Annotated in this window: 18 protein-coding genes, 3 tRNA genes and 2 pseudogenes; 13 read left to right on the top strand and 10 right to left on the bottom strand. The window is 69.8% G+C overall.

The window, feature by feature from the left end; all coding sequences use genetic code 11:
- Positions 1–20: 20 nt before the first annotated feature.
- The gene (locus C1C97_RS07220; RefSeq protein ID WP_121030903.1) at positions 21–1,253 is read right to left on the bottom strand and encodes an acetate/propionate family kinase; all 1,233 of its coding nucleotides are present in this window, start codon (positions 1,251–1,253) and stop codon (positions 21–23) included.
- Positions 1,254–1,399: 146 nt separating this feature from the next.
- Positions 1,400–3,493: a phosphate acetyltransferase gene (pta, locus tag C1C97_RS07215; protein WP_121030901.1), complete on the bottom strand. Its 2,094-nt coding sequence runs from the start codon at positions 3,491–3,493 to the stop codon at positions 1,400–1,402.
- Between the two features lie 111 nt (positions 3,494–3,604).
- Here pta and C1C97_RS07210 point away from each other — a divergent pair.
- Both C1C97_RS07210 and C1C97_RS07205 read left to right on the top strand, forming a co-directional pair.
- Positions 3,605–3,913 (top strand): annotated as a pseudogene (locus C1C97_RS07210) (thiamine-binding protein); the annotation flags it as partial.
- 145 nt (positions 3,914–4,058) lie between these two features.
- The gene (locus C1C97_RS07205; protein ID WP_121030899.1) at positions 4,059–5,033 is read left to right on the top strand and encodes a spermidine synthase; all 975 of its coding nucleotides are present in this window, start codon (positions 4,059–4,061) and stop codon (positions 5,031–5,033) included.
- Between the two features lie 129 nt (positions 5,034–5,162).
- On the opposite strand, the gene C1C97_RS07200 is transcribed toward C1C97_RS07205, so the two are convergent.
- Entirely contained in the window at positions 5,163–6,623 is a 1,461-nt protein-coding gene (locus C1C97_RS07200; RefSeq protein ID WP_199712212.1) for an NCS2 family permease, read from the bottom strand.
- A 305-nt stretch (positions 6,624–6,928) separates the two neighbouring features.
- Here C1C97_RS07200 and C1C97_RS07195 point away from each other — a divergent pair, with 305 nt between their 5' ends.
- Positions 6,929–8,317: an FAD-dependent oxidoreductase gene (locus tag C1C97_RS07195; protein ID WP_121031434.1), complete on the top strand. Its 1,389-nt coding sequence runs from the start codon at positions 6,929–6,931 to the stop codon at positions 8,315–8,317.
- Between the two features lie 164 nt (positions 8,318–8,481).
- Positions 8,482–9,576 carry an LLM class flavin-dependent oxidoreductase gene (locus C1C97_RS07190; protein ID WP_110920377.1) on the top strand — a complete coding sequence of 365 codons (1,095 nt, stop codon included), beginning with the start codon at positions 8,482–8,484 and terminating at the stop codon, positions 9,574–9,576.
- 38 nt (positions 9,577–9,614) lie between these two features.
- Here C1C97_RS07190 and C1C97_RS07185 read toward each other — a convergent pair whose 3' ends face one another.
- On the bottom strand, positions 9,615–10,979 hold the full coding sequence (locus C1C97_RS07185; protein ID WP_233542800.1) for a D-arabinono-1,4-lactone oxidase: 1,365 nt from the start codon (positions 10,977–10,979) through the stop codon (positions 9,615–9,617).
- A gap of 239 nt (positions 10,980–11,218) precedes the next feature.
- Here C1C97_RS07185 and C1C97_RS07180 point away from each other — a divergent pair, with 239 nt between their 5' ends.
- The 5 genes from C1C97_RS07180 to C1C97_RS07160 all read left to right on the top strand — a co-directional run bounded on the left by C1C97_RS07180 (position 11,219) and on the right by C1C97_RS07160 (position 13,552).
- Positions 11,219–12,166 (top strand): universal stress protein, encoded by a 948-nt coding sequence (locus tag C1C97_RS07180; protein ID WP_121030893.1) that lies wholly within the window; start codon positions 11,219–11,221, stop codon positions 12,164–12,166.
- Positions 12,167–12,318: 152 nt separating this feature from the next.
- Positions 12,319–12,391: transfer RNA gene (locus C1C97_RS07175), tRNA-Glu, on the top strand.
- 88 nt (positions 12,392–12,479) lie between these two features.
- Positions 12,480–12,553: transfer RNA gene (locus C1C97_RS07170), tRNA-Asp, on the top strand.
- Between the two features lie 75 nt (positions 12,554–12,628).
- Positions 12,629–12,701: transfer RNA gene (locus tag C1C97_RS07165), tRNA-Phe, on the top strand.
- 392 nt (positions 12,702–13,093) lie between these two features.
- Positions 13,094–13,552, top strand: a complete 459-nt coding sequence (locus tag C1C97_RS07160; protein ID WP_147406058.1) for a hypothetical protein — start codon at positions 13,094–13,096, stop codon at positions 13,550–13,552.
- A 37-nt stretch (positions 13,553–13,589) separates the two neighbouring features.
- On the opposite strand, the gene C1C97_RS07155 is transcribed toward C1C97_RS07160, so the two are convergent.
- Positions 13,590–15,506: a glycoside hydrolase family 13 protein gene (locus C1C97_RS07155; RefSeq protein WP_121030889.1), complete on the bottom strand. Its 1,917-nt coding sequence runs from the start codon at positions 15,504–15,506 to the stop codon at positions 13,590–13,592.
- A 225-nt stretch (positions 15,507–15,731) separates the two neighbouring features.
- Between C1C97_RS07155 and C1C97_RS07150 the strand changes: the two genes are divergently transcribed.
- Together C1C97_RS07150 and C1C97_RS07145 are read left to right on the top strand one after the other, a co-directional pair.
- A complete protein-coding gene (locus tag C1C97_RS07150; RefSeq protein WP_121030887.1) occupies positions 15,732–16,757 on the top strand; it encodes a hypothetical protein in 1,026 nt (341 codons plus the stop codon).
- 152 nt (positions 16,758–16,909) lie between these two features.
- On the top strand, positions 16,910–17,539 hold the full coding sequence (locus C1C97_RS07145) for a hypothetical protein (protein ID WP_121030885.1): 630 nt from the start codon (positions 16,910–16,912) through the stop codon (positions 17,537–17,539).
- A gap of 62 nt (positions 17,540–17,601) precedes the next feature.
- Here C1C97_RS07145 and C1C97_RS07140 read toward each other — a convergent pair.
- The 3 genes and pseudogenes from C1C97_RS07140 to C1C97_RS07130 form a co-directional block, all read right to left on the bottom strand.
- Positions 17,602–18,627, bottom strand: a pseudogene (locus C1C97_RS07140) (IS481 family transposase).
- Positions 18,627–19,247, bottom strand: a complete 621-nt coding sequence (locus C1C97_RS07135) for a maleylpyruvate isomerase family mycothiol-dependent enzyme (RefSeq protein ID WP_121030883.1) — start codon at positions 19,245–19,247, stop codon at positions 18,627–18,629. The pseudogene C1C97_RS07140 and the gene C1C97_RS07135 overlap by 1 nt, the downstream one beginning before the upstream one ends.
- Positions 19,247–19,882, bottom strand: a complete 636-nt coding sequence (locus C1C97_RS07130) for a maleylpyruvate isomerase family mycothiol-dependent enzyme (protein WP_121030881.1) — start codon at positions 19,880–19,882, stop codon at positions 19,247–19,249. The genes C1C97_RS07135 and C1C97_RS07130 overlap by 1 nt, the downstream gene beginning before the upstream one ends.
- A gap of 62 nt (positions 19,883–19,944) precedes the next feature.
- Here C1C97_RS07130 and C1C97_RS07125 point away from each other — a divergent pair, with 62 nt between their 5' ends.
- Positions 19,945–20,628 carry a winged helix-turn-helix transcriptional regulator gene (locus C1C97_RS07125; RefSeq protein WP_110920618.1) on the top strand — a complete coding sequence of 228 codons (684 nt, stop codon included), beginning with the start codon at positions 19,945–19,947 and terminating at the stop codon, positions 20,626–20,628.
- A gap of 222 nt (positions 20,629–20,850) precedes the next feature.
- Here C1C97_RS07125 and C1C97_RS07120 read toward each other — a convergent pair whose 3' ends face one another.
- Together C1C97_RS07120 and C1C97_RS07115 are read right to left on the bottom strand one after the other, a co-directional pair.
- Positions 20,851–21,885, bottom strand: a complete 1,035-nt coding sequence (locus C1C97_RS07120; RefSeq protein WP_121030879.1) for a hypothetical protein — start codon at positions 21,883–21,885, stop codon at positions 20,851–20,853.
- Positions 21,886–21,888: 3 nt separating this feature from the next.
- Positions 21,889–22,695 carry an exodeoxyribonuclease III gene (locus C1C97_RS07115; RefSeq protein WP_121030877.1) on the bottom strand — a complete coding sequence of 269 codons (807 nt, stop codon included), beginning with the start codon at positions 22,693–22,695 and terminating at the stop codon, positions 21,889–21,891.
- 139 nt (positions 22,696–22,834) lie between these two features.
- Here C1C97_RS07115 and C1C97_RS07110 point away from each other — a divergent pair, with 139 nt between their 5' ends.
- On the top strand, positions 22,835–24,094 hold the full coding sequence (locus C1C97_RS07110; RefSeq protein ID WP_121030875.1) for a phospholipase D-like domain-containing protein: 1,260 nt from the start codon (positions 22,835–22,837) through the stop codon (positions 24,092–24,094).
- Positions 24,095–24,167 lie beyond the last annotated feature (73 nt).

Genomic DNA, 24,167 nt, shown 5'->3' with positions numbered 1-24,167 from the left:
CACCGCCGCGCGGGCGGGCGTCAGTTCTTCACGCGCTCCCACACCAGTGCCGCGGTGGCTTCCGCGATGGCGCGCTCCTCGTCCGTGCCCACCACGAGCACCTCGATGGCCGAGTCCGCGGTGCTGATGCGCGCCACGTCCCCCTCCGGGTGCGCGTTGCGCTCGGGGTCCAGGGTGATGCCGAGCGCGCCCAGCTGATCGCACACCCTGGCCCGGAAGGCGGGGGAGTTCTCCCCGATGCCCGCGGTGAAGACGAGTGCCTGCGCGCCGCCCACCGCCACGTGGTACCCGCCGATGTACTTGGCCAGGCGGTAGGCGGCCATGTCCAGGGCCAGCCGGGCGCGCTCGTCGCCGGAGTCCGCACGCTGCTGCACGGCGCGCATGTCCGAGTCCCCGCAGATGCCCTGCAGCCCGGACTCGTTGTTGAGGATCCGGTTCATGTCCTGGGCGCTCATCCCGGGGTTGCGCTCCAGCATGGCGGTGACCACGGAGGGGTCCAGGTCCCCGCTGCGGGTGCCCATGACCAGTCCGGCCAGGGGGGTGTAGCCCATGGAGGTGTCGTAGGAGCGGCCCTCGCGGATGGCGGTGGCCGAGGCACCGTTGCCCAGGTGGGCCACCACGGCGTTGAACTGCTCCCGCGGGATGCCCAGGAACTCGCAGGCCCTGCCGGTCACGAAGTCGTGCGAGGTGCCGTGGAACCCGTAGCGGCGCATCCCGTGTAGCTCGTACCACTGCTCGGGGACGGCGTAGCGCCAGGCCTTCTCGGGCATCGTGCGGTGGAAGGCGGTGTCGAACACGCACACCTGGGGCATCCCCGGATAGGTCTTCTGGATGGCCCGCAGCCCCAGCGCGTGGGCGGGGTTGTGCAGCGGTGCCAGCGGGGCGAGGCGCTCGATGGCCCGGATGATCTCGTTGTTCACCAGCACGGGGGCGGAGAACCGCTCGCCGCCGTGCACCACGCGGTGCCCGGCGGCGTCGATGGTGCGCCCGCCGAGCTCCTCGTCCAGGCGCCGGGCCAGGATCTCGAGGGCCTGGGTGTGGTCCGCGACGTTCGAGGTGCCGATGTTCTCGATCAGCCCCTTGGTGACCACTTCGCCGCCGGCCATTCCCGCCGTGGCCGTGGCCAGGGGCACGTTCTCGTCGATCGCGGGCATGGAGGAGGTGTACGTGCTGGGCTCGGAACCCTCCGGGGTGACCTCCCGCACCTGGTACTTGATGGAGGAGGAGCCGCAGTTCACGACGAGGACGAGCATGGTGGTGTCCCTTCAGCGGCGCGATGGCCGCGGGTTGTGGAGGAGCCGGTTCGATGCGGGCGGGCGGGGCGGGTGGACGGCGACGGCGCTCGCGGCCATGTCCCGCTACTCGCGGTCCCTGCCCGCTCCCGTCCCGACCAGGGGGCTCAGAGCGTCTGCGCCTGAATGGCCGTGATGGCCACGGTGTTCACGATGTCGTCCACGGTGCAGCCGCGGGAAAGGTCGTTCACGGGCTTGCGCAGCCCCTGCAGCACGGGACCCACGGCCACCGCGCCCGCGGACTGCTGCACGGCCTTGTAGGTGTTGTTGCCGGTATTCAGGTCCGGGAACACGAACACGGTGGCCTGTCCCGCCACGTGGGAACCCGGGAGCTTGGACTTGGCGATCGAGGCGTCCACGGCGGCGTCGTACTGGATGGGTCCCTCCACCTCGAAGTCCGGATCCGCGGAGCGCACGAGCTCGGTGGCGGCGCGCACCCGCTCGACGTCCGCCCCGGAGCCGGAACCGCCGGTGGAGTAGGACAGCATGGCCACGCGCGGGTCCACGCCGAAGTCCCGGGCGGTCTGCGCGGAGGCCAGGGCGATGTCCGCGAGCTGCTGCTCGTCCGGGTTGGGGTTCACGGCGCAGTCGCCGTAGACCAGCACGCGGTCCGCGAGCAGCATGAAGAACACTGAGGAGACGATGTTCACGCCCTCGCGGGTCTTCACGAACTCCAGTGCGGGCCGGATGGTGTTCGCGGTGGTGTGTGCGGCGCCGGAGACCATGCCGTCCACGTCCCCCAGCTGCACCATCATGGTGCCGAAGTATGAGCCGTCCATCATGCGCTCCAGCGCCTGGCCCCTGCTCACGTTCTTGTGGGCGCGCAGCCGGACGTACTCGTCCGCGTACTTCTCGCGCAGGGCGTCGTCGTGCTGGAAGTCCACGAGGTGCAGGCCGTCGGCGTCGAAGTCGAGGTCGATGCCCTCTGCCTGGGCGAGCGCACGCACGGCCTCGCGCTCGCCCAGCACGGTGAGGTCGCAGAAGTTGCGGCGGTGGATGAGCTCGGCGGCGCGCAGGATGCGGGGGTCGTCCCCCTCGGGCAGCACGATGTGCTTGCGGTCCCCGCGCGCGGTCTCCACGAGCTCGTGAAGAAAGCGCAGCGGTGTGCGCTTGACGGGCCGCGGCAGGGTGAGGCGGCCGGAGAGCTCCTCGCTGTCCACGTACTCGGCCCACGCGCCGCGCGCCGCGGCGATCTTGCGGGAGTGCGCGCCCGCCAGGGTGCCGCGCGTTCCGGCCACGGCCTGCGCGGTGGAGAAGGTGTCCTTCCCGGTGATCAGCACGGGGAACGGGGCCGCGCCCAGCAGTGAACCCACCGCGCCGGCGGGCCGGAAACCCCCGGTCAGCAGCATGCCCGCGGGCGCCGGCAGCGTGGGCGCCAACGACGACGCCAGGGTCGCCGAGACCACGTCCGTCCGGTCCCCGGGGGTGATCACCAGGTCCCCGTCCGCGATCTGGTCCAGGAAGTTCCCCGCGGTCATCGCGGCCACCTTCACGGCCTTGATGTCGCGGTCCAGGGAGCTGGAGTTGAAGTCCGTGCCGTAGTCCTGGGCGTCCACCAGCTCGGCCACGGTGGGGTTGGAGATTGCGGGGATCTCCGGGATCACGTAGGCGGGGAGGTTGTGGTTGCCGGGCTTGGCCTCCCGCCGGATCTGCGCCACCTGCTCCGGGTCCGCACGGTTCACGATCACGGCGTAGATGTCGCAGCCGGCCTGGCGCAGCTCCGTGCGGGTCACGTCGATGGCGTTCAGCACGTCCTTGACCTGCCCGGTGTCGTGGGCGCTGATCACGGCGGCCACGGAGCAGCCCATGTTGTTGGCCAGCCGGGCGTTGAGGTCGAACTCCGCGGTGACCGCGTTGTGGGCCACCAGATCCGTGCCGTCCACCAGGATCACGTCGCACTCCCGCGCCATCTCCGAGTACACGGCCATGGCCGCGGAGTCGAGCTCGTCGTGCTCACCGGAGGCCAGGATCTCGCGGGTGCGCTCCAGGGACACCGCACCCCGGCACCGGGAGTCCGGGAGGTCGAAGGTGCGCTTCATGAGCTGCAGGACGGAATCGTCCTCGGGGGTGGCGCCGTCGAACACCGGGCGGAAGAAGCCCAGGGCGTCCGTGCGCTTGAACATGGTGTCCGTGAGCCCCAGGGCCACCAGCGTCTTGCCGCTCAGCGGTGTCATGGCGGAGATGTAGATGCCCTGCGTCATGGAACGTGCTCCCTTGCGTGGTCGACCGGTGGCGCCTCCAAGTCTATGGACTCCCCGCACGGTCGGGGATGAGGGGTAACGCACACCGGGGATCGGTGCCACACTGGTCACATGCTGGTCGCCTTCTCAGTCTCCCCCAGCGGTGGGGACAATCCCGATGCCTCCGTCCACGACGCCGTGGCCGCCGCCGTTCACGTGGTGCGCGAGTCCGGGCTGCCCAACCGCACCGATTCCATGTTCACCACCATCGAGGGTGAGTGGGACGAGTGCATGGCCGTGGTCAAGGAGGCCACCGCCGCGGTGGCCGAGTACGGTCCGCGCGTGTCCCTGGTGCTCAAGGCGGACATCCGCCCGGGTCACACCGGTGAGCTGACCGGGAAGCTCGAGCGTCTGGAGTCCGCGCTGTCCCACCACGAGCTCGGCCGTTCGCAGGAGCGCCGCGGCATCACGTCCGGCGCGTCCGACGACGCCGCAGGGCAGCGCGGTGGACAGGCGGCCGACCGGGACACCGCCGCGCGCAACGAGCCGTCCGCGGGCGGCCAGCAGTGACCCCTCCCTGCGCTCCGTGAGCAGGAAGGGCCAGAAAAAGAACCGGAAGCAGGCCGCGGAACCCTCGCGGGCGGCGTCGTCGGACGCGCCGGGGCTCGTGGAGCGCACCTGGGTCACGGACACCGGCACCGTGGAGCTGCAGCAGGACAGCTACGTGCCGGGCGCGTGGGTGCTGCGGGTGAACGGGGTGCCGTCCTCGCACATCGTGCCGGACCGCCCGGACCAGCTGGAGTTCGAGTACATGCGCTGGTTCTCCACGGTGCTGGAGGAGCACGTCTCCTCGCACCTGGACCCCACCGCGCTGCGCGTGCTGCACCTGGGCGGCGGCGCGTGCACCATGGCCCGCTACCTCGCGTGGCGCTACCCGCAGGCGCGCCAGGTGGTCGTGGAGCTCGACGCCGCCCTGGCCACCCTGGTGCGCGAGTGGCTGGACCTGCCCCGCGCGCCGCTACTGCGGATCCGCCCGGGGGAGGCGCGCGCGGTCACGGAGTCGCTCACGCAGGCCTCGCGGGACGTGGTGATCCGGGACGTCTTCGCCAGGGAGCAGACCCCGGGCCACCTGCGCACACTGGAGTTCGCGCGGCACGTGGACCGGGTGCTCGCCCCGAGCGGGCTGTACCTGCTGAACGTGGGGGACACCCGCAACCTCAAGGGCACCCGCGCGGAGATCGCGGCGCTGCTGGAGGTCTTCGAGCACGTTGCCGCGGTCGCGGACGCCGCGATGCTCAAGGGCCGCCGCTACGGCAACGTGGTGCTCGCCGCGTCCCACGCACCGCTTCCCGTGGCCGGTTCCGCCGACGCCGCCGCGCTGGCCCGCGAGCTGCTCGGCGGCTCCCTGCCGGCCCAGTACAAGGACACCGCGTGGTGCCGGGAGCTCGCGGCGGACACCGCCCCGTGGCACGACAAGCCCGCGGACCCGATTCCCGAGGGTCCGGACGCAGGGGCACCGGCGGGGGAGGCTGCGGCCCCGCAGGACAGGAACCCGGTCTGACGCGAGGGGTGGTGGAACCGGGCCGCTGCTCGGAAGCAATCAGCACACTGAACCGCGCGAAGAACGCCGCCCGCGCCTCACGGAACGGACCCGGGGGAGGCGGCGAGCGGCGTCGTCAGGAGCGGTGGGTCAGCCCGCCCAGCCCTCGATCACGCCGATCCCGAAAAAGGCCACGAAGGCCAGCGCCACCACGTACATGAGCGGGTGCACGTCCCTGGCGCGGCCCTGCACCAGGCGGATGAACACGTAGGAGACGAACCCGGCGCCGATGCCGTTGGCGATCGAGTACGTGAACGGCATGACCGCGAAGGTGAGGAACGCGGGGATGGAGACGCCCCAGTCCTCCCAGTCGATGTTCACCACGTTCTTGGCCATGAGGAAGCCCACCACCACCATGGCGGGAGCCACGGCCTCGAAGGGCACCACGTTGACCAGCGGGGTGAGGAACATGGCGGCCAGGAACAACACGCCGGTGACCACGTTGGCCAGGCCGGTGCGGGCGCCGTCGGCAATGCCCGTGGAGGACTCCACGAAGATCTGGTTGGAGGACGTGGAGCCCACGCCGCCGGCCACCGCACCCAGGGCGTCCACGAGCAGCACCCGGTCCACGTTCTCGATCCGGCCGTCCTCGTGCACCAGTCCGGCCTGCTGGGAGAGCCCCACCATGGTGCCCATGGCGTCGAAGAAGATGGACAGCAGGATGGTGAAGATCAGCAGCGCGCACGCGATCACACCGAGTTGCCTGAACGCGTCGACGGGAGCGGCGGAGCCCAGCAGGGACAGGTCCGGGACGGCGAAGAGACCCGAGGGGGTGGTGGGGACCACCAGGGACCAGCCGTGGGAGTTCTCCACCGAGGAGCCCGCGGGCGCCACCGCCTCCAGGACGTGCGCCAGGACGGTGGTGAGCACCACCGCGATCAGGATCCCGCCCCTGACGTTGCGCACCATGAACGCGACGGTCAGCAGCAGCCCCACCACGAACGTGAGGGTGGGCCAGCCGAACAGCTCGCCACCGGCGCCCAGCTGCACGGGAACGGTGGTGTGGGCGGCGTCCGGCATCCGGCGCACGAACCCCGCGTTCACAAACCCGATGAGCGCGATGAACAGCCCGATCCCCACCACGATGGCCGTCTTCAGCGAGTCCGGCACGGCGTTGAACACGGCGGTGCGGAACCCGGTGAGAACCAGGACCACCATGATCACACCGGCCCAGATCACCAGGCCCATGACCTCGGGCCATGTGAGCCCAGGGGTCGTGGCGATGGTCACGGCCAGGAACGCGTTCACGCCCAGCCCCGTGGCCACACCGAAGGGGGACTTGGCCCACACGCCCATGAGGATGGTCAGCACACCGGCCACCAGGGCCGTCATGGCGGCCACGCGCTCGCCGCCCAGGATGTTGCCCGCGCCGTCCGGGCCGTAGCCCAGCACCAGCGGGTTCAGCACCACGATGTAGCTCATGGCGATGAACGTGGCCACGCCGCCGCGGATCTCGCGCCCCACCGTGGAGCCGCGCCGGGTGATGGCGAAGAAGCGGTCCAGCCCGCCTCGGGGCTCGCTGCGGGTGGCGGGCGGGGTGGATGACGACATGGAGATCCTCACGGGTGGGTGCGCGCGGGGACGGCGCGGAACAGGTGGGGTGATTGTGTAGAAATACTACGCCGACGCCGCCTCCCGCCCGCGCGGGGCCAGCGCGCCGCGGCGACCGCGTGGCCGTCGTCCCCGGCCCGGCGGCCCCGGCACCGCGGGGAACGCGGCCGTCCCCGGCGTCCACCCGTGGTTAGGCAAGACTGACCCGAGGTCACTACCGTTGATCCCGGACCCGCAAGCACGCGAGATCCGCGTGCGCGTCGAAAGGAATCACCACCGTGACAACCCCCAACTCCCGGCGTCCGATGCGCGTGGCCGTGATCGGTGCCGGGCCGGCCGGCATCTACGCCGCGGACATGCTCACCAAGACCGATGCGGTCCGTGAGGGTGAGCTCGAGGTCAGCGTGGACCTGTTCGACCGCTACCCCACCCCGTTCGGACTGATCCGCTACGGCGTGGCCCCGGACCACCCGCGCATCAAGGGCATCATCACCGCGCTGCGCTCCATCCTGGGCCGCGGCGACATCCGGTTCTTCGGCAACGTGGAGTACGGCAGGGACATCACGCTGGGGGAGTTCCTCACCCACTACGACGCCGTCATCTTCGCCACGGGCGCGGTCAACGACGCCCCCCTGGACATCCCCGGCGTGGACCTGGACGGCTCCTACGGTGCCGCCCGCTTCGTGGCCTGGTACGACGGCCACCCGGACTACCCCCGCACGTGGCCGCTCACCGCCAAGGAGATCGCGGTGATCGGCAACGGCAACGTGGCCCTGGACGTGGCGCGGGTGCTGTCCAAGCACGCCGACGACATGCTCGTGACCGAGATCCCGGGCAACGTGTACCAGGGGCTGCGGGAATCACCGGTCACGGACGTGCACATCTTCGGCCGCCGCGGTCCCGCTCAGATCAAGTTCACGCCGCTCGAACTGCGTGAGCTCGCCAAGTCCCGTGACGTGGACATCGTGGTCTACGACGAGGACTTCCAGTTCGACGAGGCCTCCGAGAAGGCCATGGCCGAGAACAACCAGACCAAGGTCATGATGAAGACGCTGCAGAAATGGCGCGAGGACGACTCCCCCAAGACCTCCTCCCGCCGGCTGCACCTGCACTTCCTGCAGACCCCGGACGAGATCCTCGGGGACGAGAACGGCAGGGTCCGTGCAATCCGCATGGAGCGCACGCGCCTCAACGGGGACGCCTCCGTCACGGGCACGGGCGAGTACACCGAGTACCCCGTGCAGGCCGTCTACCACGCGATCGGCTACCTGGGATCGCCGCTTCCCGAGCTGCCCTTCGACCCGGAGCGCGGTGTGATCCTCAACCGGGAGGGCCGCGTGGTGGACGCCGACGGCGCTCCCGTCCCCGGGGTGTACGCCACCGGGTGGATCAAGCGCGGGCCCGTGGGCCTGATCGGAGCCACCAAGTCCGACGCCCTGGAGACGGTGAACCACCTGGTCGAGGACCGTGCCGCGCTCGCGGACCCGGACCAGCCGGATCCCCAGGCCGTGATCGAGCTGCTCGAGGACAAGGGCGTGCAGTACACCACGTGGGACGGCTGGCTCGCCCTGGATGAGTACGAGCAGAACCTGGGGCAGTCCTCCCACGACGCCGAGGGCAACCCCCGCGAGCGCGTCAAGGTGGTGGAGCGGGACGAGATGATCTCGGTCTCCCGCGGAGCTGTCCAGCAGTAGCGCCCATCGGGTCGTCCTCCCCTCCCCTGCACGCCCTTGGGCCGACGCTTGCCCAGGCGCGGGGTGGGATCGGTTGTGTGTCCTTGAGTGACGTGACGCGTGAGCCTCAGCTCCGTCAGTCGTAGCGTGGCCTGGACCGAACAGTTACGACAGGAGCGTTTCCCATGGCCCCGATTTCCCTCCACTGGTTCCTCCCCACCGCGTCGGATTCCCGCGGCATTGTGGGCGGAGGCCACGGGGCGAGCATTCAGGCCACGGAGACCCTGCGTGGACCGCGTCTGCCCTATTTGGTGCAGGTGGCGCAGGCGGCGGAATACAACGGTTTCGAATCCGTGCTCTCGCCCACGGGCCTGTGGTGCCAGGATGCCTGGTTGACCACGGCCGCCATCTCGCAGCACACGGAAAGACTCAAGTTCCTCGTGGCGTTGCGTCCCGGAGCCATGTCCCCCACCCTGGCGGCCCAGATGGCGGCCACGTACCAGGACCTCACGGGGGGACGGCTCAACGTCAACGTGGTGGCCGGCGGGGAGTCCACCGAGCAGCGCGCCTTCGGGGACTTCTTGGACAAAGACGGTCGCTACGCACGGACCGGAGAGTTCCTGGACATCGTGTCCCGTCTGTGGGATCACGAGCCACCCTTCGACTACCGAGGTGAGCACCTCGCCGTGGAGCAGGCCAGGCTGGACTTCCCGCCTGCGCCCCGTCCGCAGGTGTACTTCGGGGGTTCCTCCGCAGCTGCGGCCACCGTGGCTGCGGAGCACGCGGATGTCTTCCTCACGTGGGGCGAACCACCGCAACAGGCAAAGGAGAAGATCGACCGGATCCGTGAACTCGCCAGGGCACGCGGACGCGGCGTGCGCTTTGGCATCCGTCTGCACACCATTTCGCGGGAGACGTCGGCTCAGGCATGGGCGGTGGCCGAGGGCATGCTCGCGGGCGTGGACGAACGGATGATCCAGGAGCAGCAGGAAGCGCTGCGCCGTTCCGAGTCCGAGGGGCAGCGCCGGATGCTGGATCTGCACGGTGGTTCCGCGACCAAGTTGCAGGTCCACCCCGGCCTGTGGGCAGGAGTGGGCCTACTGCGTGGTGGAGCGGGGACGGCCATGGTGGGGTCCCACCGGGAGGTGGCCGACCTCATGGCGGAGTATGTTGCCGCGGGCATCGACGAGTTCGTGCTCTCTGGATATCCGTGCCTCGAAGAGGCCTACTGGTTCGGGGAAGGCGTCCGTCCCCTCCTCGAAGCCGACGGTCTGCTCTGAGCAGTGCAGGCTCCGCGCAGGGGCGGAACGAGCGGGCATTAGAGTCCCAGCAGCCTCCGGAGGTGGGGGTTGAGCAGGGTGCCCTGGGGGTCCATGGCGGCGCGCAGAGTGAGGAACTCGTTCCACTGTGTGTAGAGGGGCGCGAGTTCCTCGGCGGTGCGGGTGTGCAGTGTGCCCCAGTGGGGGCGGCCGCCGTGGTCCACAAGGATCTGCTCGGCGGCGGTGAGGAAGGTCTGGCTGGGTCGCCGGCCGTACTGGCGCAGGTTGATCCACCCCGTGTACCGGCCTCCCGCGGGGGAGAGGTGCCCCTGGTCCGGCGGGGAGCAGCGCACGGTCATGGGGAACGCGAGGTCGTACACGTGCGCGTCCACCAGGGTGCGCAGTTCGCGCACCGCGGAGGCGGTGGCCTCCAGCGGTAGGGCGTACTCGGCGGCCACGTAGCGCACCGGGCGGGCCACCGTGAACACGCGGTAGGACACGTCCGTGTAGCGCCGGGAGCTCTCCGCGAGGGACTCGATCCGGTTGAGCCGGCTCACCGCACGCGGGATCAGGTTCCCCACGCGGCCCAGCCCGGCGGTCAGGGACGTGCGCAGGACGGCGTCGTCCGTGCGTCGCAGCGCCCGGGAGATGAGCGAGGCGGGGCGCGTGTAGGTGTCCGGGAGGCGGTGCAACCGGCTCAGGATGCGGGTGTGGGCCATGGTGGTGCCTGGCATCCACGAGAACTCGAAGTGGTCCGCGGCGGACATCCGCTCCTGCATGGTGTCCAGCAGGGATCCGATCGGCTCGCGGAACTCGGCGCAGTGCAGCCGGAACGCGTTGACGCACTGGAACGTCACGGAGACCACCACGCCCAGCACGCCCAGGTTGACCCGGGCGGCGTCGAGCAGCTCGGGGCGGTGGGTCTCGGAGCAGGAGATCAGCTCGCCCTCGGGGGTCGCGAGGCTCAGCCCGATCACCTGACCGCCCAGCGAGGGCTGGCCCAGGCCCGTGCCGTGGGTGCCCGTGGCGAGCGCCCCGCCCACGCTCATGTGTGAGGAGTCGGGGAGGTTGGCCAGCGCCAGGCCGTGCTGCTCCAGGACCAGGTTCAGCTCCTGCAGCGTGGTCCCGGCGAACACCGTGACCCGCTGGTGGTCCTCGTCCACGGACACCAGTCCCTTCAGCGCGGAGGTGTCCAGCAGGACGTCGTCCGTGGGCACCAGGGGTGCGCAGCTGCGGCCGGATCCGGCGGGACGCACCCGCCACCCGGCGGCCGCTGCGTCCGCCAGGACGCGCAGCACCTGGTCGGAGTCCGTGGGGCGCACGGTGATCGCGGGCTCCGCCGTGAGGTTGCCGCCCCAGGACCGCCACGTGCCCGCCCTGATCTGCGCCGTCATGGGCTGCTCGGCTGCTCCGCATGTGCTCACGGCCTGTCTCCGTTCCGGGGTCCGGGCACTCCCCTGGATCCTGTTGCGGTTCGCGCGGGCACCCGCCCGTGGGTGCCGCGGGTCGCGTTGCGCGTCCGAGGCCGTGCGATGCGGGCCCCACGTGCGCCGCGGCGTCGAGATCCTCGAACCGGACCGCTCCATCATCTCACCGTCCCCGCCGTGCGGGACACCGCGTGGCTAGGCTGGGAGCAGGAACCCGTGGTCCAGGAGGGATCAGCATGAACGCACGCGAGGCCGAGATCGTCGTGGGAGTGGACGGCTCCGAGCAGAGTCTGGGCGCCCTGCACTGGGCCGCCCGGGAAGCACGCCGCCGCGGTGCACCCCTGCACGTGGTCACCGCCTACACGGTGCCCATGATCGGCGGGTCCACCTTCGACGTGGGCTACGCCGCGTTCGACGACGCCGCCATGAACCGGGCCGTGGCGGACCTCGTGGCGGACGCGAAGCGCCGGGTGGCCGAGCTGGACGTGGCGGTCCGCGCCACGGTGGAGGCCGGGGATCCCTCCGGGGTGCTCGTGGAACTCAGCCGGGACGCCCAGCTGCTGGTGCTGGGCTCCCGCGGCCGCGGCGGGTTCATCGGACGGCTGCTGGGCTCGGTGTCCACCGCCGTGCCCGCCCACTCGCACTGTCCCGTGGGGATCATCCCCCTGCAGTGGGGCACCGACTACCGGGTGGGCGAGGACGTGGGCCGCCGGAGCGCGTTCGTGTCCGGCGTGACCGTGGGCTCGGACGGTTCCGGGCACGCGAGCTCCGCCATGCTGTGGGCCGCGGACGAGGCCGAGCAGCTCGGGGTGCCGCTGACGGTGGTGTGCGCGGCGCCCTCGGAGGCGGGGTCGTCCGTGTGGCTGCCCTCGCCGGTGGACTTCGACGACCTCCGGGGCGAGGTCCGCGCAGCACTCGACGCGTGCGTGGACTGGCTGCGCGGGCACTTCCCGGGCCTGGAGATCACCGGGGAACTCGTGGACGGCTCACCCATCGAGGCCCTCGTGGCGCGCTCCGCGCAGAACCAGCTGGTGGTCACGGGAACCCGCGGGCGCGGAGGCTTCGCGGGAATGCTCCTGGGCTCCACGTCCCAGGGAGTGCTGCACAACTGCGCCGGGCCGGCCGTGATCGTCCCGCGCTTCGAGGATCCGCGGCTCTCGGACCGCCCGGACGTGGCCGTCTGACACGTATCCGGACGATCCGGGTGCAGGCCGTCCTGGCTACGCCGTGGCGTGCCCCCCATATCATGGGCGTTTGTGCAATGAACCGGTTTCCCTCTAAGCTATCTGAGGTCCATCGTCCGATGTTGCCCGGGTGACGCCCGGACGAGGTTCTGGCCCCCATCGTCTAGCGGCCTAGGACACCGCCCTTTCACGGCGGCGGCACGGGTTCGAATCCCGTTGGGGGTACGGTTTCCACGGGGAAGTCCGCCAGGCGCTCGATTTGCACAGCGAAGCGTTGGACCTGGTAGGATATCCACTCGTTGGAAACAACCAAGGCCCTGTAGCGCAGTTGGTTAGCGCGCCGCCCTGTCACGGCGGAGGTCGCGGGTTCAAGTCCCGTCAGGGTCGCTCAGGCGGCGATGAAAAGGCAACTTTTCGCGCCGTCGCGGCATATCACCGAGAGGTTTCCTCTCGCATGTGCCTGGCTCTGTAGCTCAGTTGGTAGAGCGTACGACTGAAAATCGTAAGGTCACCGGATCGACGCCGGTCGGAGCCACTGAACCCTCGCGTGGCTTCTACACGCGGGGGTTCTTCTCATGTCCGGGGGACCCCGCCGATCCCGCCTGTCGCGGGCGCGGCGCCGGCCCGCACCCGGCACCGCACCACGGTCATCGGCGTTCCACCGTGCGGCCCGTGACGCGGCCGATCCCGCACGTGTGCGCCGTCCGCCCTCGCGCGCTGCCCGCCCTCCCGCGCCACCCTCCGGGGCGCACGACGCCACCACGCACCGGGCCCCCAGCCTGCACCGAGGTTGCCGTCCTACCGTGGAGAGCACACACGGGATCGCGGAGGCCCCCTGCACGCTCGCGTGCGAGAGCGGAGGGCACCGCACCGGGCGCCGTTCGTGTCCGGCGCAGCGGACATCGGGCAGCGGGGAAGGGGCCGGTCATGGAACGACGAATGCGCGTGGTGTGCGCGGGTGCCGTTCTCGCCGCGCTGTCCTCCGTGCTCACCGGTTGCGGTGTGCCGCAGAACCGCAGCGCCGCGATCGAGCTGTCTCCCGTGACCCCCTCACCGTCCGGCGCGAGCGCGTCGAGCACACCCGCGGACACCAGCTCCTGCTTCGACGTCGCCGAGGCCTTCAGCGCCCTGGAGCTGCTGCCCCTCACCGATCAGGCCGAGGACGAGGACCGGGACGACGACGCCCTGGACCGCGCCCGGGACTCCGCGGCCCGGGTGCGCGGTCGGCTCCCCGCTGCGGTCCAGCCGGCGTTCGACGACGTCCGCGGCATCCTCGACCGTGCCGGGGACACCCTGCAGCCGGCCGAGGCGGTGCAGGTCCACAAGGCACTGGAGCCCGCCGAGTCCTGGCTGCAGGGCCACTGTGCGGGTACGCCCACGGGCTGAGCCGCCCCACACCGATCGGCGGCCGCACCGGCGACGGTCACAGCTGCAGCCACACGGCGCTGTCCACGCTCAACCGGTCGTCGACCACGGCGTCCTGCCCGCTGACCAGGAGCATGCGGGCGCGTGAGAGCTCCTCGATCGCCACGGCGGTGTCCCCGAGGTTCGCGGCCACCAGCACGGTGCGCCCGTCCCCCGTGGTGAGCAGGTACGCCAGCACGTCCTGCTCCCCGTGGCTCAGCGGGTGCCACGCGAAGTCCGCCGCACCCAGTCCGAGCTCGCCGCGCAGCTGCAGGGCCCGCCGGTAGAGGTTCAGCATGGACTGCGGGTCACCCAGCTGGTGGTCCACCGTGAGCTGCGCGAAGGACTCCGGCTGGGGCAGCCACGGGTCGGGGCCGAAACCCAGCCCTTCGCCCGCGGGGGACCAGGGCAGGGGGACGCGAGCGCCGTCGCGCCCCAGCTCTGCACCCGCGGTGCGGTGGAACGTGGGATCCTGCCGGGCGGCGTCGGGAAGCTCGGTGTGCTCGGGCAGGCCCAGCTCGTCGCCCTGGTAGATGTAGGCGGAGCCCGGCAGGGAGAACTCCACGAGTGCGGCCGCCCGGGCCCGGCGCAGGCCCCGACCGCGGTGGGGCTGCTCGTCCTGCGCGCCGATCCCATTGGGGTACGCGGTGCGGGAGGCCAGTCCGTAGCGGGAGGCGTGGCGCACGGTGTCGTGGTTGGAGAGCACCCAGGTGCACGGCGCGCCCACCTCGTGGTTGGCGCGCAGCGAGTCGTCGATGGCGTCCCGCATCCGGTCGCGGTGCCAGCCCGCCACCAGGAAGTCGAAGTTGAAGGCCTGCTGCGCCTCGTCCGGGCGCACGTAGCGGGCCAGGCGCGACGGCGGGCCCACCCACGCCTCGACCACGAGCATCCGGTCCCCGGGGTACTCCTGGAGCACCCGGTGCCAGTCGCGGTAGATCTCGTGCACACCGTCCTGGTCGAAGTACGGGCCGGTGTCCATGGTCTTGGCGGGACCGGCTGCCTCGGTGGAATCCTCCCCGGTGCCGGTCCACTGCGAATCACCGCCCTGTTCCGCGCCGACCGTCTCCGGGCCGAGGTCGGGGGCGCCCGTTCGTTCGGTTCCGGTGGCCGCGGCCGCACGGTTCTGACCCATGCCGTCCTGCTCTGCCCCGATGGTTTCCGGTCCGAGCTCGGGGGTTGGGGTGGCGTCGGGGGAGACGCCGTCCGTCGAGGTGGCGTCCGTGGCCGTGCCCTCCACCATGTGGACCTGCTCGTCCCAGTCCGGCAGGCCCGCGGCCTTGATCATCCCGTGGGCCACGTCCACCCGGAAGCCGTCCGCGCCGCGGTCCAGCCAGAACCGCAGGATGGCGCGGAACTCCTCCCACACCTCGGGGTTCTCCCAGTTCAGGTCCGGCTGGGAGGAGTCGAAGAGGTGCAGGTACCACTGGCCGTCCGGCACGCGGGTCCACGCCCGGCCACCGAAGACGGAGTTCCAGTTGTTGGGTGGCAGCTCCCCGTTCTCGCCCGTGCCCTCGCGGAAGATGTAGCGCTCCCGCTCGGGTGAACCCGGCGCGGCGGCGAGCGCGGCCCGGAACCACTCGTGGTCCTCGGACGTGTGGTTGGGCACCAGGTCCACGATGATCCGCAACCCCAGTCGACACGCCTCTTCACGCATCCGGTCGTAGTCCTGCAGGGAGCCGAAGCGGGGATCCACGGTGCGGTAGTCCGCGACGTCGTAGCCGGCGTCGTGCTGCGGCGAGAGGTAGAAGGGGGACAGCCACACGGCGTCCACCCCCAGCTGCTTGAGGTAGGGCAGCTTCTGGGTGACACCGCCCAGATCCCCCATGCCGTCCCCGTCGGAGTCCTTGAACGAGCGCGGATACACCTGGTAGATGACGGCGTCGCGCCACCACTCGGAGCCGGGGAGAGCGGGGAAGTCGGTTCGGGGAGAAGTCACGCGCCCCAGGCTACCCAGACAAGCCCCCGCCCCGCCCCACCCGCCTACCTCTCTGCCATTACTCCGCTAGTGCAGATTCCGGCCCGCTGAACTGCATTTGCTCCGCTAGAGAGCACCGGCGAGGGCGGTGGCGGTCTCACGGAGTCAGGGCGACACTGGGCGTGGCGCGCCCGAGGGTGTGGACAACCTGACCCGCCCGGTGGTTTTCCTCCCTAGAGTCCGGGCATGGTGATGTATCAGCAGCGTCCCGTGCCGTTCGCCGATGAACCCCCGGTGGTTCCCACGGGAGACACGGGGCGGAGAGCATCGCAACTGCGCGCAGCCCCGGGTGTCCACCACCTGGCGCGGGGCCTGTGGGTGCTGCGCGAGCAACCGCTCACCGGGGTGGAGCGGGCGGTTCTGCTGCAGAAGCACCTGTGCGGGCCCGACTCCGGGCTCCTGGTGAGCGGCCTGCATGCCATGGACCTGCTGCGGCTCCCCGTGGGAGGCACCGATGCATGGGTGCAGGACCTGCTCTCCCCGGGGAACCGGGCCCGGCCCCGGGGAAGCAGAGGGTCCACCGCCCGGGAACTAGAGACCGCCCGGCGAGAAGTGGATCTTCTCTGGACCACCCGCCGGGCACAGTCCCAGCAGGAGGGGATCCGGATCGCCAAGTCCCATGGTCTGCCCGGTCTCGAAGGCCCGTGGGGCTGCCGGATCGCCCACCCGGTGGAGACGCTGGCCCGGCTGAGCACAGTACTGTCCCCGTGGCGCATCACCGCGTGCCTGGATGCGCTGCTGTCCACCCGCTTCATCGTTCCCGGCACGTCGCGGCCGGTGGTCTTCACGCGGGCGCATCTGGAGGAGTCCATGGACCGGCTCCCGCCCGCCGCTCGCGGCGTCATCCGGTTGCGCCGTGCGTGGCGGGATGCTCGATCACCATGCTGGTCGGCGGCGGAGACCCTGACCCGTCTGATCGTTGCTCGCCATGGACTGCTCGAACCAGTCCTGAACCACCGGGTGACGGTCGCGGGGCGCACGTTCCTCCTGGATCTGGCGTGGCCCGGTAAGCGGATGGCCCTCGAGTACAACGGCGCCGTCCACGCGCAGGAGGTCAGCCAGTACCGGGACGAGATGTACCGGCTGTCCCTTCTGCGGGATGCAGGGTGGGATGTCTCCGTGCTCACATGGGACGACCTCCGCTCTCCGGTGCGACGGGAGGCATGGCTGACGCGAGTCCGGCGGGGGCTGGGTCAACCGGTTGCTCTCTAGTTGTACTGACCGGAGACGTTGATTGGCGTCTGTGCCCAGACTGGTGCACCGCAGTGGCACACGTGGTGCTGCCGTGACCAAAGAATCTGTCGGCATCTTGGGCTAGCTTGTTGCGTGGTCAACTGACCACCCTGCCTCTACCCAGGAGTCCCATGCCGAACTACAACCTGGATGTCACCGTAGTCCGCGGCGATCGCCGCATGGCTTGCAAAGCCATGGACTTGAACACTATGTACACGTTCCCGCTGGACACCGATACCGAAGAGAGAGACCTCGTCGAGTGTCTCCTACCGAACGGCAAGGTACGGACCGTCCGCATCACGAAGGTGGACTTTCTCCAGTCACCGTACCGGCAGCGATACGGCAGCATGCCGGGTTCGTTGGACCACATCGAGGCGCACTACAGCACCCAGCTCGTCGAGCCGGCGCCAATCGATCCCGGCCACACTTGGCACGTCAACGCTGCGAACATGCAGGTCGCTACGGGTGACCACAGCAACCAGACATTGAATGTCGGCTCAACTCCAACCGAGCTGCTGGCCGTCGCTCAGGGCATCATCGCCCTCACGCGCACTATCAATCCAGAGATCGTGGACGACGATGCCGATCAGTGGGACGACCGCGTCGCCGATGCGCTTGAGAAGGGCGCCGTCCGTACCCTTGAAGAGTTCCGTGACTGGGCCATTGACTGCGTGAAGCAGACCGGCTCAGCAGCAGTGGTTCCGGCCATGACCATGCTCATGAATCAGTTCTTGCACCAGGTCATGCTCATGGCCCACTGACGACCGAGGCGTCAACCAAGCCCCCGGCCCTGGCGAGAAGCCCCGGCACACGCCTTGGAGAATCAGTGCATTCCCGACGAATAGGGCTGGGCGTCCTGCCCGGGGACGTTGGCCAACCGCGAGAGGGGCGGTTGGTTACCGCAGGCCGTGTGGGGCCTGTGATGGTTGTAGTAGTGCAGCCAGCCGTCAAGATCCCCGCGACGCTCGGCCTCGCTCGTGTAGCAGCGGGCGTAGGCCCAGCCATCGGCCAGGGTGCGGTGGAAGCGCTCGATCTTGCCATTGGTCTGGGGCCGGTAGGGGCGGGTGCGCTTGTGCCGGATGCCAAGCTCGTGGCAGGTGTCTCGCCACAGGTGCGACCGGTAGGCACCGCCATTGTCGGACAGCACCCGCTCAACGGTTACGCCATGCTGATTGAACCACTCAACGGCCCGGACCAGGACCGCTGTCGCGGTGAGGGCGGTCTCGTCGTCGTGGATCTCGGCGTAGGCGACGCGGGAGTGATCGTCGATCACTGTGTGGACGTAGGCCTTGCCCATCAACGGGTCCCGCCACTTGTTGCGGGGCTTGTCTGGGGTGGCGGCGCGGTTGCGGTCGCCTTGTTGTCGGCCGACGTAGCGCCAGCCGCCGCCGTCGGGGATGTTGCCGAGCTTCTTCACATCGACGTGCAGCATGGCGCCGGGATGGTCGTGTTCGTAGCGGCGGACGGGTTCGCCGGTCGCGCGGTCCACGTGGGACAGCCGGTTGAGGTGCACGTCGACCAAGATGCGGTGGACAGTTGACGGTTCGATACCAAGGCGGTATGCCAACTGCACCGGTCCCTCCCTCAGACGCAGGCGGAGGTCGATACACCGCCGGGTCGTCTTCTGACTGGTCTTGTTCGGCGAGCGATGCGGCCGAGAGGAGCGGTCCTGCATCGATTCGCCCGCGCGGTAGCGGTCTACCTAACGCTTTACTGTCGGCCAAGCGACCTGGAATCGGGCAGCGACTTCGCTGATCGGCCAGCCCTCCTCTACGACAAGGCGGGCGACGATCAGGCGATGCCTTGGCGTCAAGGCAGCATTTGCGTGCAGGCATGTCGGACCAGACATCAGAACCTCACAAGCCCCGGCCCGGTCACCACGTCAGATCTGGGAGACCGTCCACAGACGAGCATGAGGATCTCGAGGGCTGGCCCGCTCACGAGCGAGCCGTTGCCGTGAGTCCAGGCGATGTCTTCGGCGACGAGCGTGATGCCGGCCAACTTCTCCCGTGCGCCCCCAAACCGGGCGCTTGTGGCCACTTGATATTTGATGGCTGTCTTGATGTCCTCCGGCGGATATTTCTTGTGGAGGCCAAGGGGACGTCGAACGTCCTCGCCGTGCACGATTTCCTCGACCAGGCGAGTGGCCAGAGGAGCCATGAAGCGAGGCGGGCCAGACGTTCGCCCTCTGACCTGCACCAGCAGGCTGATGAGCTCCTCCGGTCGCTTGCCCCGGTAGCGTTCCACGCCGAGTTCGTTCTGCCGGTCAAAATCGAACCCGGCTCGAACCATGCCTGTCAGGAAAGCAGCCGGGGTGGTAGCGGCTGTGTCCACCAGATGGGCAACCACATCGCGAATCCGCCACCCTCGACACGCGGACTCGACATCCCAATCGTGCGGGCCGAGGCCGCGAAGGTCGCCGATTAGCGCCGCCCGCTCGCGATGGACAGAGTTCCAGACCGCATCCATCAGGCACCCTCTCCGAGGCGCGAGGCCAGGACGGAGACCCCATCGCCAGCGAGTTGCCCGAGGTAGCTCGGTCGCCCGGCCATGCCCATGACGAGGGCGAGAGTGGGGCCCACCACCTCGGGGCCACTGCCATGCTCGAAGGCGCCGTCAGTGGCGCGCAGGTGTAGCCCAGACGCGAGGCTCCTGCTGTTGACGGCGAAGTCGCGGCTCGCATAGAACTCAGCGACCTGCGTAGCGGCGTCGACGTCGCCCACGCTCGGGATACCGAGGGGGCGCCGGATGTCCTCGCCATGGACGAGAACCTCCCCGAGATACGCAACCAAATCCTTTGACGGGGCGACGGTCGCAGCGATGACCGCTCGAAACCGCGCCAACGTCTCCGCGGGGTTTTTCCCCAGATGCTCACGGAGGCGCCGCTCGTTGTGCACGGCAGGGCGGAACCCCGACAGGATGATGCTTCGCAGCCACGCGAGTTGAGTGGTGGACGCGGCAGCCGTCAAGTGCGCCACCACGTGCTCGACATCCCACCCCTGGCACAGGCTCGGGCTTCGCCAGTCCCTTGCCGTCAAGTCTCCGAGGTCCTCCGCCAGCTCCCGCCGGGCTTGCTGAGTCCAGGTCAACAGGTCGTCGCTCATTGCCACTCTCTACTACTGTTTTGGTAGTCTCTAAACTACACATTCAGTAGTACGCTGTGTCAATGGGCGAGCGAAAGACGTACGGGTCATACAACGACGGGTGCGCTGCGGCACACGCGCTGGACCTGATCGGGGACCGCTGGACGATGATCATCGTGCGCGAGCTACTGCTCGCCCCCAAACGCTTTTCTGACCTGCAGCGCGACGTGATGGGGATCGGGCCAACGATCCTGACGCGCCGCCTCGGCGACCTGGTCGAAGCAGGCATCGCCGTCAAGACAGAGGTCAACGGGCTCCCGGGCGAGTTCTACGAGCTGACCTCGTGGGGATACGAGCTCGAGCGCGTGAACAATGCGCTGGCCGAGTGGGCCGTCGCATCACCTTCCCTTCCCTGGGAAGCCGACATGAGCCCCGACACCCTCGTGTTGACCATGCGAGCTCACGCGCGACCGCGCCCCGACCTCGTCACGAGCCCGGCAACGGTCGCCCTCCACCTAACCGACTCACGCCGGACCGCAGCCGGCGAAGTCTCCACCTATCTCGCTCACCTGACCCCCGGCGAGACGACCATCGTCCGCGACCTCATCCCCGGCGCCACGACGGCCACCCTGACCGCGACAACACGAGCCCTCAAGGCCGTCATCCTGGGACAGGCTCAGTACACGCCCAGCACCCCCGACATCATCACCACGGGCGACACGAAGCCCGTGCAATGGCTCCTTGCAGCCACGCAACTTTCCTCCTGACGCCGTGCAGGTGTCGCCTGCGCGGCGCTTGCAGGCACCCTGCGGCCGAGCCCCCGCCGCTGAAGTCTTCACGTTCGTATGCCGCAGCCAATCAACCAACCTGCCCGGTCAGTACATCTAGTGGAGCAAATGCAGCTCGGACGGGGTGAAATCTGCACTAGCGGAGTAAGTGCCGAGGGGCGGGAGGAGCGGGTGGGGTGGCGACGGCGCACCTCCCGCGGGTCAGTTCGCCTGCTGCAGCTGCGCCAGCGGGGCCCAGCGGACGAAGATGCGCCGCAGCGCCGCGGTGGCGGACCCGAAGTCCCCCTCGCGCAGCAGCTCAACGGCATCGGCCATGTCCTGCGGGGACTCGTCCGGCTGGATCCGGTCCGCCAGCGACCCGTAGTCCAGGCTGACCAGGGCGGCGGGGCCGAAGGTGTCCAGCCAGCGGCCCAGCCGGGTGAGGTCCTGGGCGAAGGCTGCGGCCTGCCGGGCCTCGTCGGGCAGCTCGTCCTCGGGGGCGTCCCCGGAGACGGCCCGTCCGGCGTCGTCGAGCGTGGCGGCCGCGCGGAGGACGCGCTGGGTGGCGGTGTCCGCGGGGGCGATCAGCCGGTGCACCTCACGGCCCGAGTGGGGGGAGGCCACGTGGTCCGACGGCGCGAACGCGGCGAACCACGCCAGCGGGACCACGTATGCGGCCTCGCGGGTGTACACGGGGAGGAAGGTCTCGCGGGAGGTGGCCTTGGCGGCGTCGTCCACCTGCTTCTCGGGGACCAGCAGGGGGAGCAGCTGGGCGCTGTCCTCGTTCTCCGCGGCGGTGAACAGGCGCAGGGAGCGGCGCAGCCGCTGGGTGGGGTGGAACACGGGGAAGTCCCCCGTGAGACCCGGTGACGTGCCGGGCGCTCGTCCCGCACCGTCCCGTGGCGTGCCGCCCCGCGACGCACCGCCCCGTGGCGTGCCGCCCCCCGGTGCGCTGCCCCCCGACATGCCGCCCCCCGACATGCCCGCCAGCCGCTGCGCACCGGCCGGCGCGGTGGAGAACGGCATGGTCCACAGGGGTTCACGGGCCGGCGGGAGCAGGGGCTGGGAGGTGTCGGCCAGGCGGGCCAGCTGCTCCGAGAGCTCGTGCACCCCGGCGGTGAACGGGTCCAGCGCGCGGGGGATCCCGGGGGCGTAGACGGCGTCGAGGTCCTGCTGCGGGACGTAGACGCGCAGCGCGAACCGCATGGGCGGGCCCGTGATGCTGCGGTACGCGCTGCCCGCGTTGATCAGGGGCATGGCTCAGTCGATCTCGATCACGACGGGCGCGTGGTCCGAGGCGCCCTTGCCCTTGCGCTCCTCGCGGTCGATCCACGCGTCCGTCACGCGTGCGGCCAGGGCCGGGGAGCACAGCTGGAAGTCGATGCGCATGCCCTCCTTCTTGGGGAAGCGCAGCTGCGTGTAGTCCCAGTACGTGTACACACCGGGGCCGGGGTGGCGCTCGCGGACCACGTCGCGGTAGCCGGCGTTCTCGAGGAAGGCGTTGAACGCGGCGCGCTCCGGCTCGCTCACGTGCGTGTAGCCGCCCTCCTTGAAGAGCTGGATGTCCCACACGTCCTCGTCCCGCGGGGCCACGTTCCAGTCGCCCACCAGGGCGATCTGCGCCTCGGGATCCTCCCGCAGCCACTGCTCGGCGTGGCCCTCCAGCACGCGCAGCCACTCGAGCTTGTACGGCATGTGGGGGTCCTCCAGGCCGCGGCCGTTGGGCACGTAGAGGGACCAGACGCGCACGCCGTCGCAGGTGGCGGCGATCGCGCGGGCCTCCTGGGCGGGCTCCTGGCCGGGTTTGCCGAACGCGGGCTGGCCGGGGAACGTGCGCTCCACGTCCTTGAGCCCCACACGGGACGCGATTGCGACGCCGTTCCACTGGTTCACGCCGAAGTGGGCCACCTCGTAGCCCGCGAACTCGAACAGCTCCCACGGGAAGTTCTCGTCCTTGGCCTTGGTCTCCTGGATGGCCAGGACATCCACGTCGGAGCGGTCGAGCCACGCCTCGATGCGGTCGGCGCGGGCGCGGATGGAGTTCACGTTCCACGTGGCGATTCTCATGGGGTCCACCGTAGCGATCCCTCTCCCGCGGGAGAAACCGACGACGCCGCCTGCGCACCGGGTCGAACGGGGCGGCCCGCACCGCCCTCGAGCCGCGGAATGACGGGGTGTGCGCGGGCCCCGGCAGTAGGGTGTCCGCATGAATGCAGTGCGGGCGCTGGCCGAGATCAAGGAAAACCGGATCCTCTGGAAGGCCGCCGGTATCGGCGCGGGATCGCTGATCGGGGCGCAGGCTGCAGTCGTGGCCTCCTTGGCGGGCATCGACTGGTGGAAGCAGCGCGGCCGCAAACAGCGTGACGCACCCCGCCCGGGAACGTTCACCGCGCAGGTGCAGGACTCCGCGCTCACCATCTACACGTCCGGGGAGGACGTGTACGACGACATGCTGGAGGCGATCGACAACGCCCAGCACTCCATCCACATGGAGACCTTCATCTGGAAGTCCGACGACCTCGGGCAGCGCTTCCTGGACGCCATGAACCGGGCGTCGGAGCGCGGGGTGGACGTGTTCGTGATCTACGACGGCTTCGCCAACATGGTGGTGCCGCAGACCTTCTACACGTTCGACTCCAAGGTGCACGTGTTCCGCATGCCCTTCCTGCGCCGACCCTTCTGGAAGGGGCCCCTGCGGTTCTCCGGGCTGAACCACTCCAAGATCCTGGTGGTAGACGACAACATCGGGTTCGTGGGCGGATTCAACATCGGCTCCATGTACTCGCGGCAGTGGCGGGACACGCACGTCCGGGAGATCGGCCCGGCGGTGTGGGGTCTGCGCAACGCGATCGCCACCGTGTGGAACGAGGACCGTGAGCCCGGCACCGCGATCGAGTGGGTTCCGCCCAAGAGCTGGGACCCGGAGGTGCGGGTGAACGCGAACCTGCCCATCCAGATCGTGTACCCCATCCGCGAGATGTACATGAACGCGATCGACCGGGCCCGGCACCACATCTGGATCAACACCCCGTACTTCATCCCCGACCAGCAGGTGCTGGACACGCTCCTGGACGCCGCGGCCCGCGGGGTGGACGTGCGGATCATGGTCCCCAAGGACTCCAACCACATCCTGGCGGACTGGGTCTCCCGCGGGTTCTACGGCCAGCTGCTCAACGGCGGGGTGACCATCCTGCTCTACGCCGCGTGCATGATCCACTCCAAGACCGCAACGATCGACGGAGAGTGGTCCACCGTGGGCACCGCCAACCTGGACCGGCTGTCCCTGTCCTTCAACTACGAGACCAACGTGGAGATCGTGGACCGGGACTTCGCCGCGGAGATGGAGAAGATCTTCCTCTCCGACTCCGAGCACTGCGAGGAGCTCACCTCCCCGCGCTGGCGGGACCGCCACCCCATGGCACGGGTCGCGGAGATCGTGCTGGTCCCGCTGCGCCCCCTGCTCTGACCGCCCCGCCCTCCGACGACGACGCCGCACGGCCGGCCCCCGCGCGCCCGTCACCCCCGGGAGGGGGCGCGGC

This window comes from Kocuria tytonis, assembly GCF_003226895.2.
Classification (GTDB): Bacteria; Actinomycetota; Actinomycetes; order Actinomycetales; family Micrococcaceae; genus Kocuria; species Kocuria tytonis.
The sequence above is the reverse complement of the archived record's forward strand: the minus strand, read 5'-3'. Positions and strand labels throughout refer to the sequence as shown.

What these genes read in the sequence shown, in the direction of transcription:
- C1C97_RS07220 (WP_121030903.1), bottom strand. Translation starts at nt 1,253, where the DNA reads ATGCTCGTCCTCGTCGTGAACTGCGGCTCCTCCTCCATCAAGTACCAG.
- pta (WP_121030901.1), bottom strand. Translation starts at nt 3,493, where the DNA reads ATGACGCAGGGCATCTACATCTCCGCCATGACACCGCTGAGCGGCAAG.
- C1C97_RS07200 (WP_199712212.1), bottom strand. Translation starts at nt 6,623, where the DNA reads ATGTCGTCATCCACCCCGCCCGCCACCCGCAGCGAGCCCCGAGGCGGG.
- C1C97_RS07195 (WP_121031434.1), top strand. Translation starts at nt 6,929, where the DNA reads ATGCGCGTGGCCGTGATCGGTGCCGGGCCGGCCGGCATCTACGCCGCG.
- C1C97_RS07190 (WP_110920377.1), top strand. Translation starts at nt 8,482, where the DNA reads ATGGCCCCGATTTCCCTCCACTGGTTCCTCCCCACCGCGTCGGATTCC.
- C1C97_RS07180 (WP_121030893.1), top strand. Translation starts at nt 11,219, where the DNA reads ATGAACGCACGCGAGGCCGAGATCGTCGTGGGAGTGGACGGCTCCGAG.
- C1C97_RS07160 (WP_147406058.1), top strand. Translation starts at nt 13,094, where the DNA reads ATGGAACGACGAATGCGCGTGGTGTGCGCGGGTGCCGTTCTCGCCGCG.
- C1C97_RS07150 (WP_121030887.1), top strand. Translation starts at nt 15,732, where the DNA reads ATGGTGATGTATCAGCAGCGTCCCGTGCCGTTCGCCGATGAACCCCCG.
- C1C97_RS07145 (WP_121030885.1), top strand. Translation starts at nt 16,910, where the DNA reads ATGCCGAACTACAACCTGGATGTCACCGTAGTCCGCGGCGATCGCCGC.
- C1C97_RS07135 (WP_121030883.1), bottom strand. Translation starts at nt 19,247, where the DNA reads ATGGATGCGGTCTGGAACTCTGTCCATCGCGAGCGGGCGGCGCTAATC.
- C1C97_RS07130 (WP_121030881.1), bottom strand. Translation starts at nt 19,882, where the DNA reads ATGAGCGACGACCTGTTGACCTGGACTCAGCAAGCCCGGCGGGAGCTG.
- C1C97_RS07125 (WP_110920618.1), top strand. Translation starts at nt 19,945, where the DNA reads ATGGGCGAGCGAAAGACGTACGGGTCATACAACGACGGGTGCGCTGCG.
- C1C97_RS07120 (WP_121030879.1), bottom strand. Translation starts at nt 21,885, where the DNA reads ATGCCCCTGATCAACGCGGGCAGCGCGTACCGCAGCATCACGGGCCCG.
- C1C97_RS07115 (WP_121030877.1), bottom strand. Translation starts at nt 22,695, where the DNA reads ATGAGAATCGCCACGTGGAACGTGAACTCCATCCGCGCCCGCGCCGAC.
- C1C97_RS07110 (WP_121030875.1), top strand. Translation starts at nt 22,835, where the DNA reads ATGAATGCAGTGCGGGCGCTGGCCGAGATCAAGGAAAACCGGATCCTC.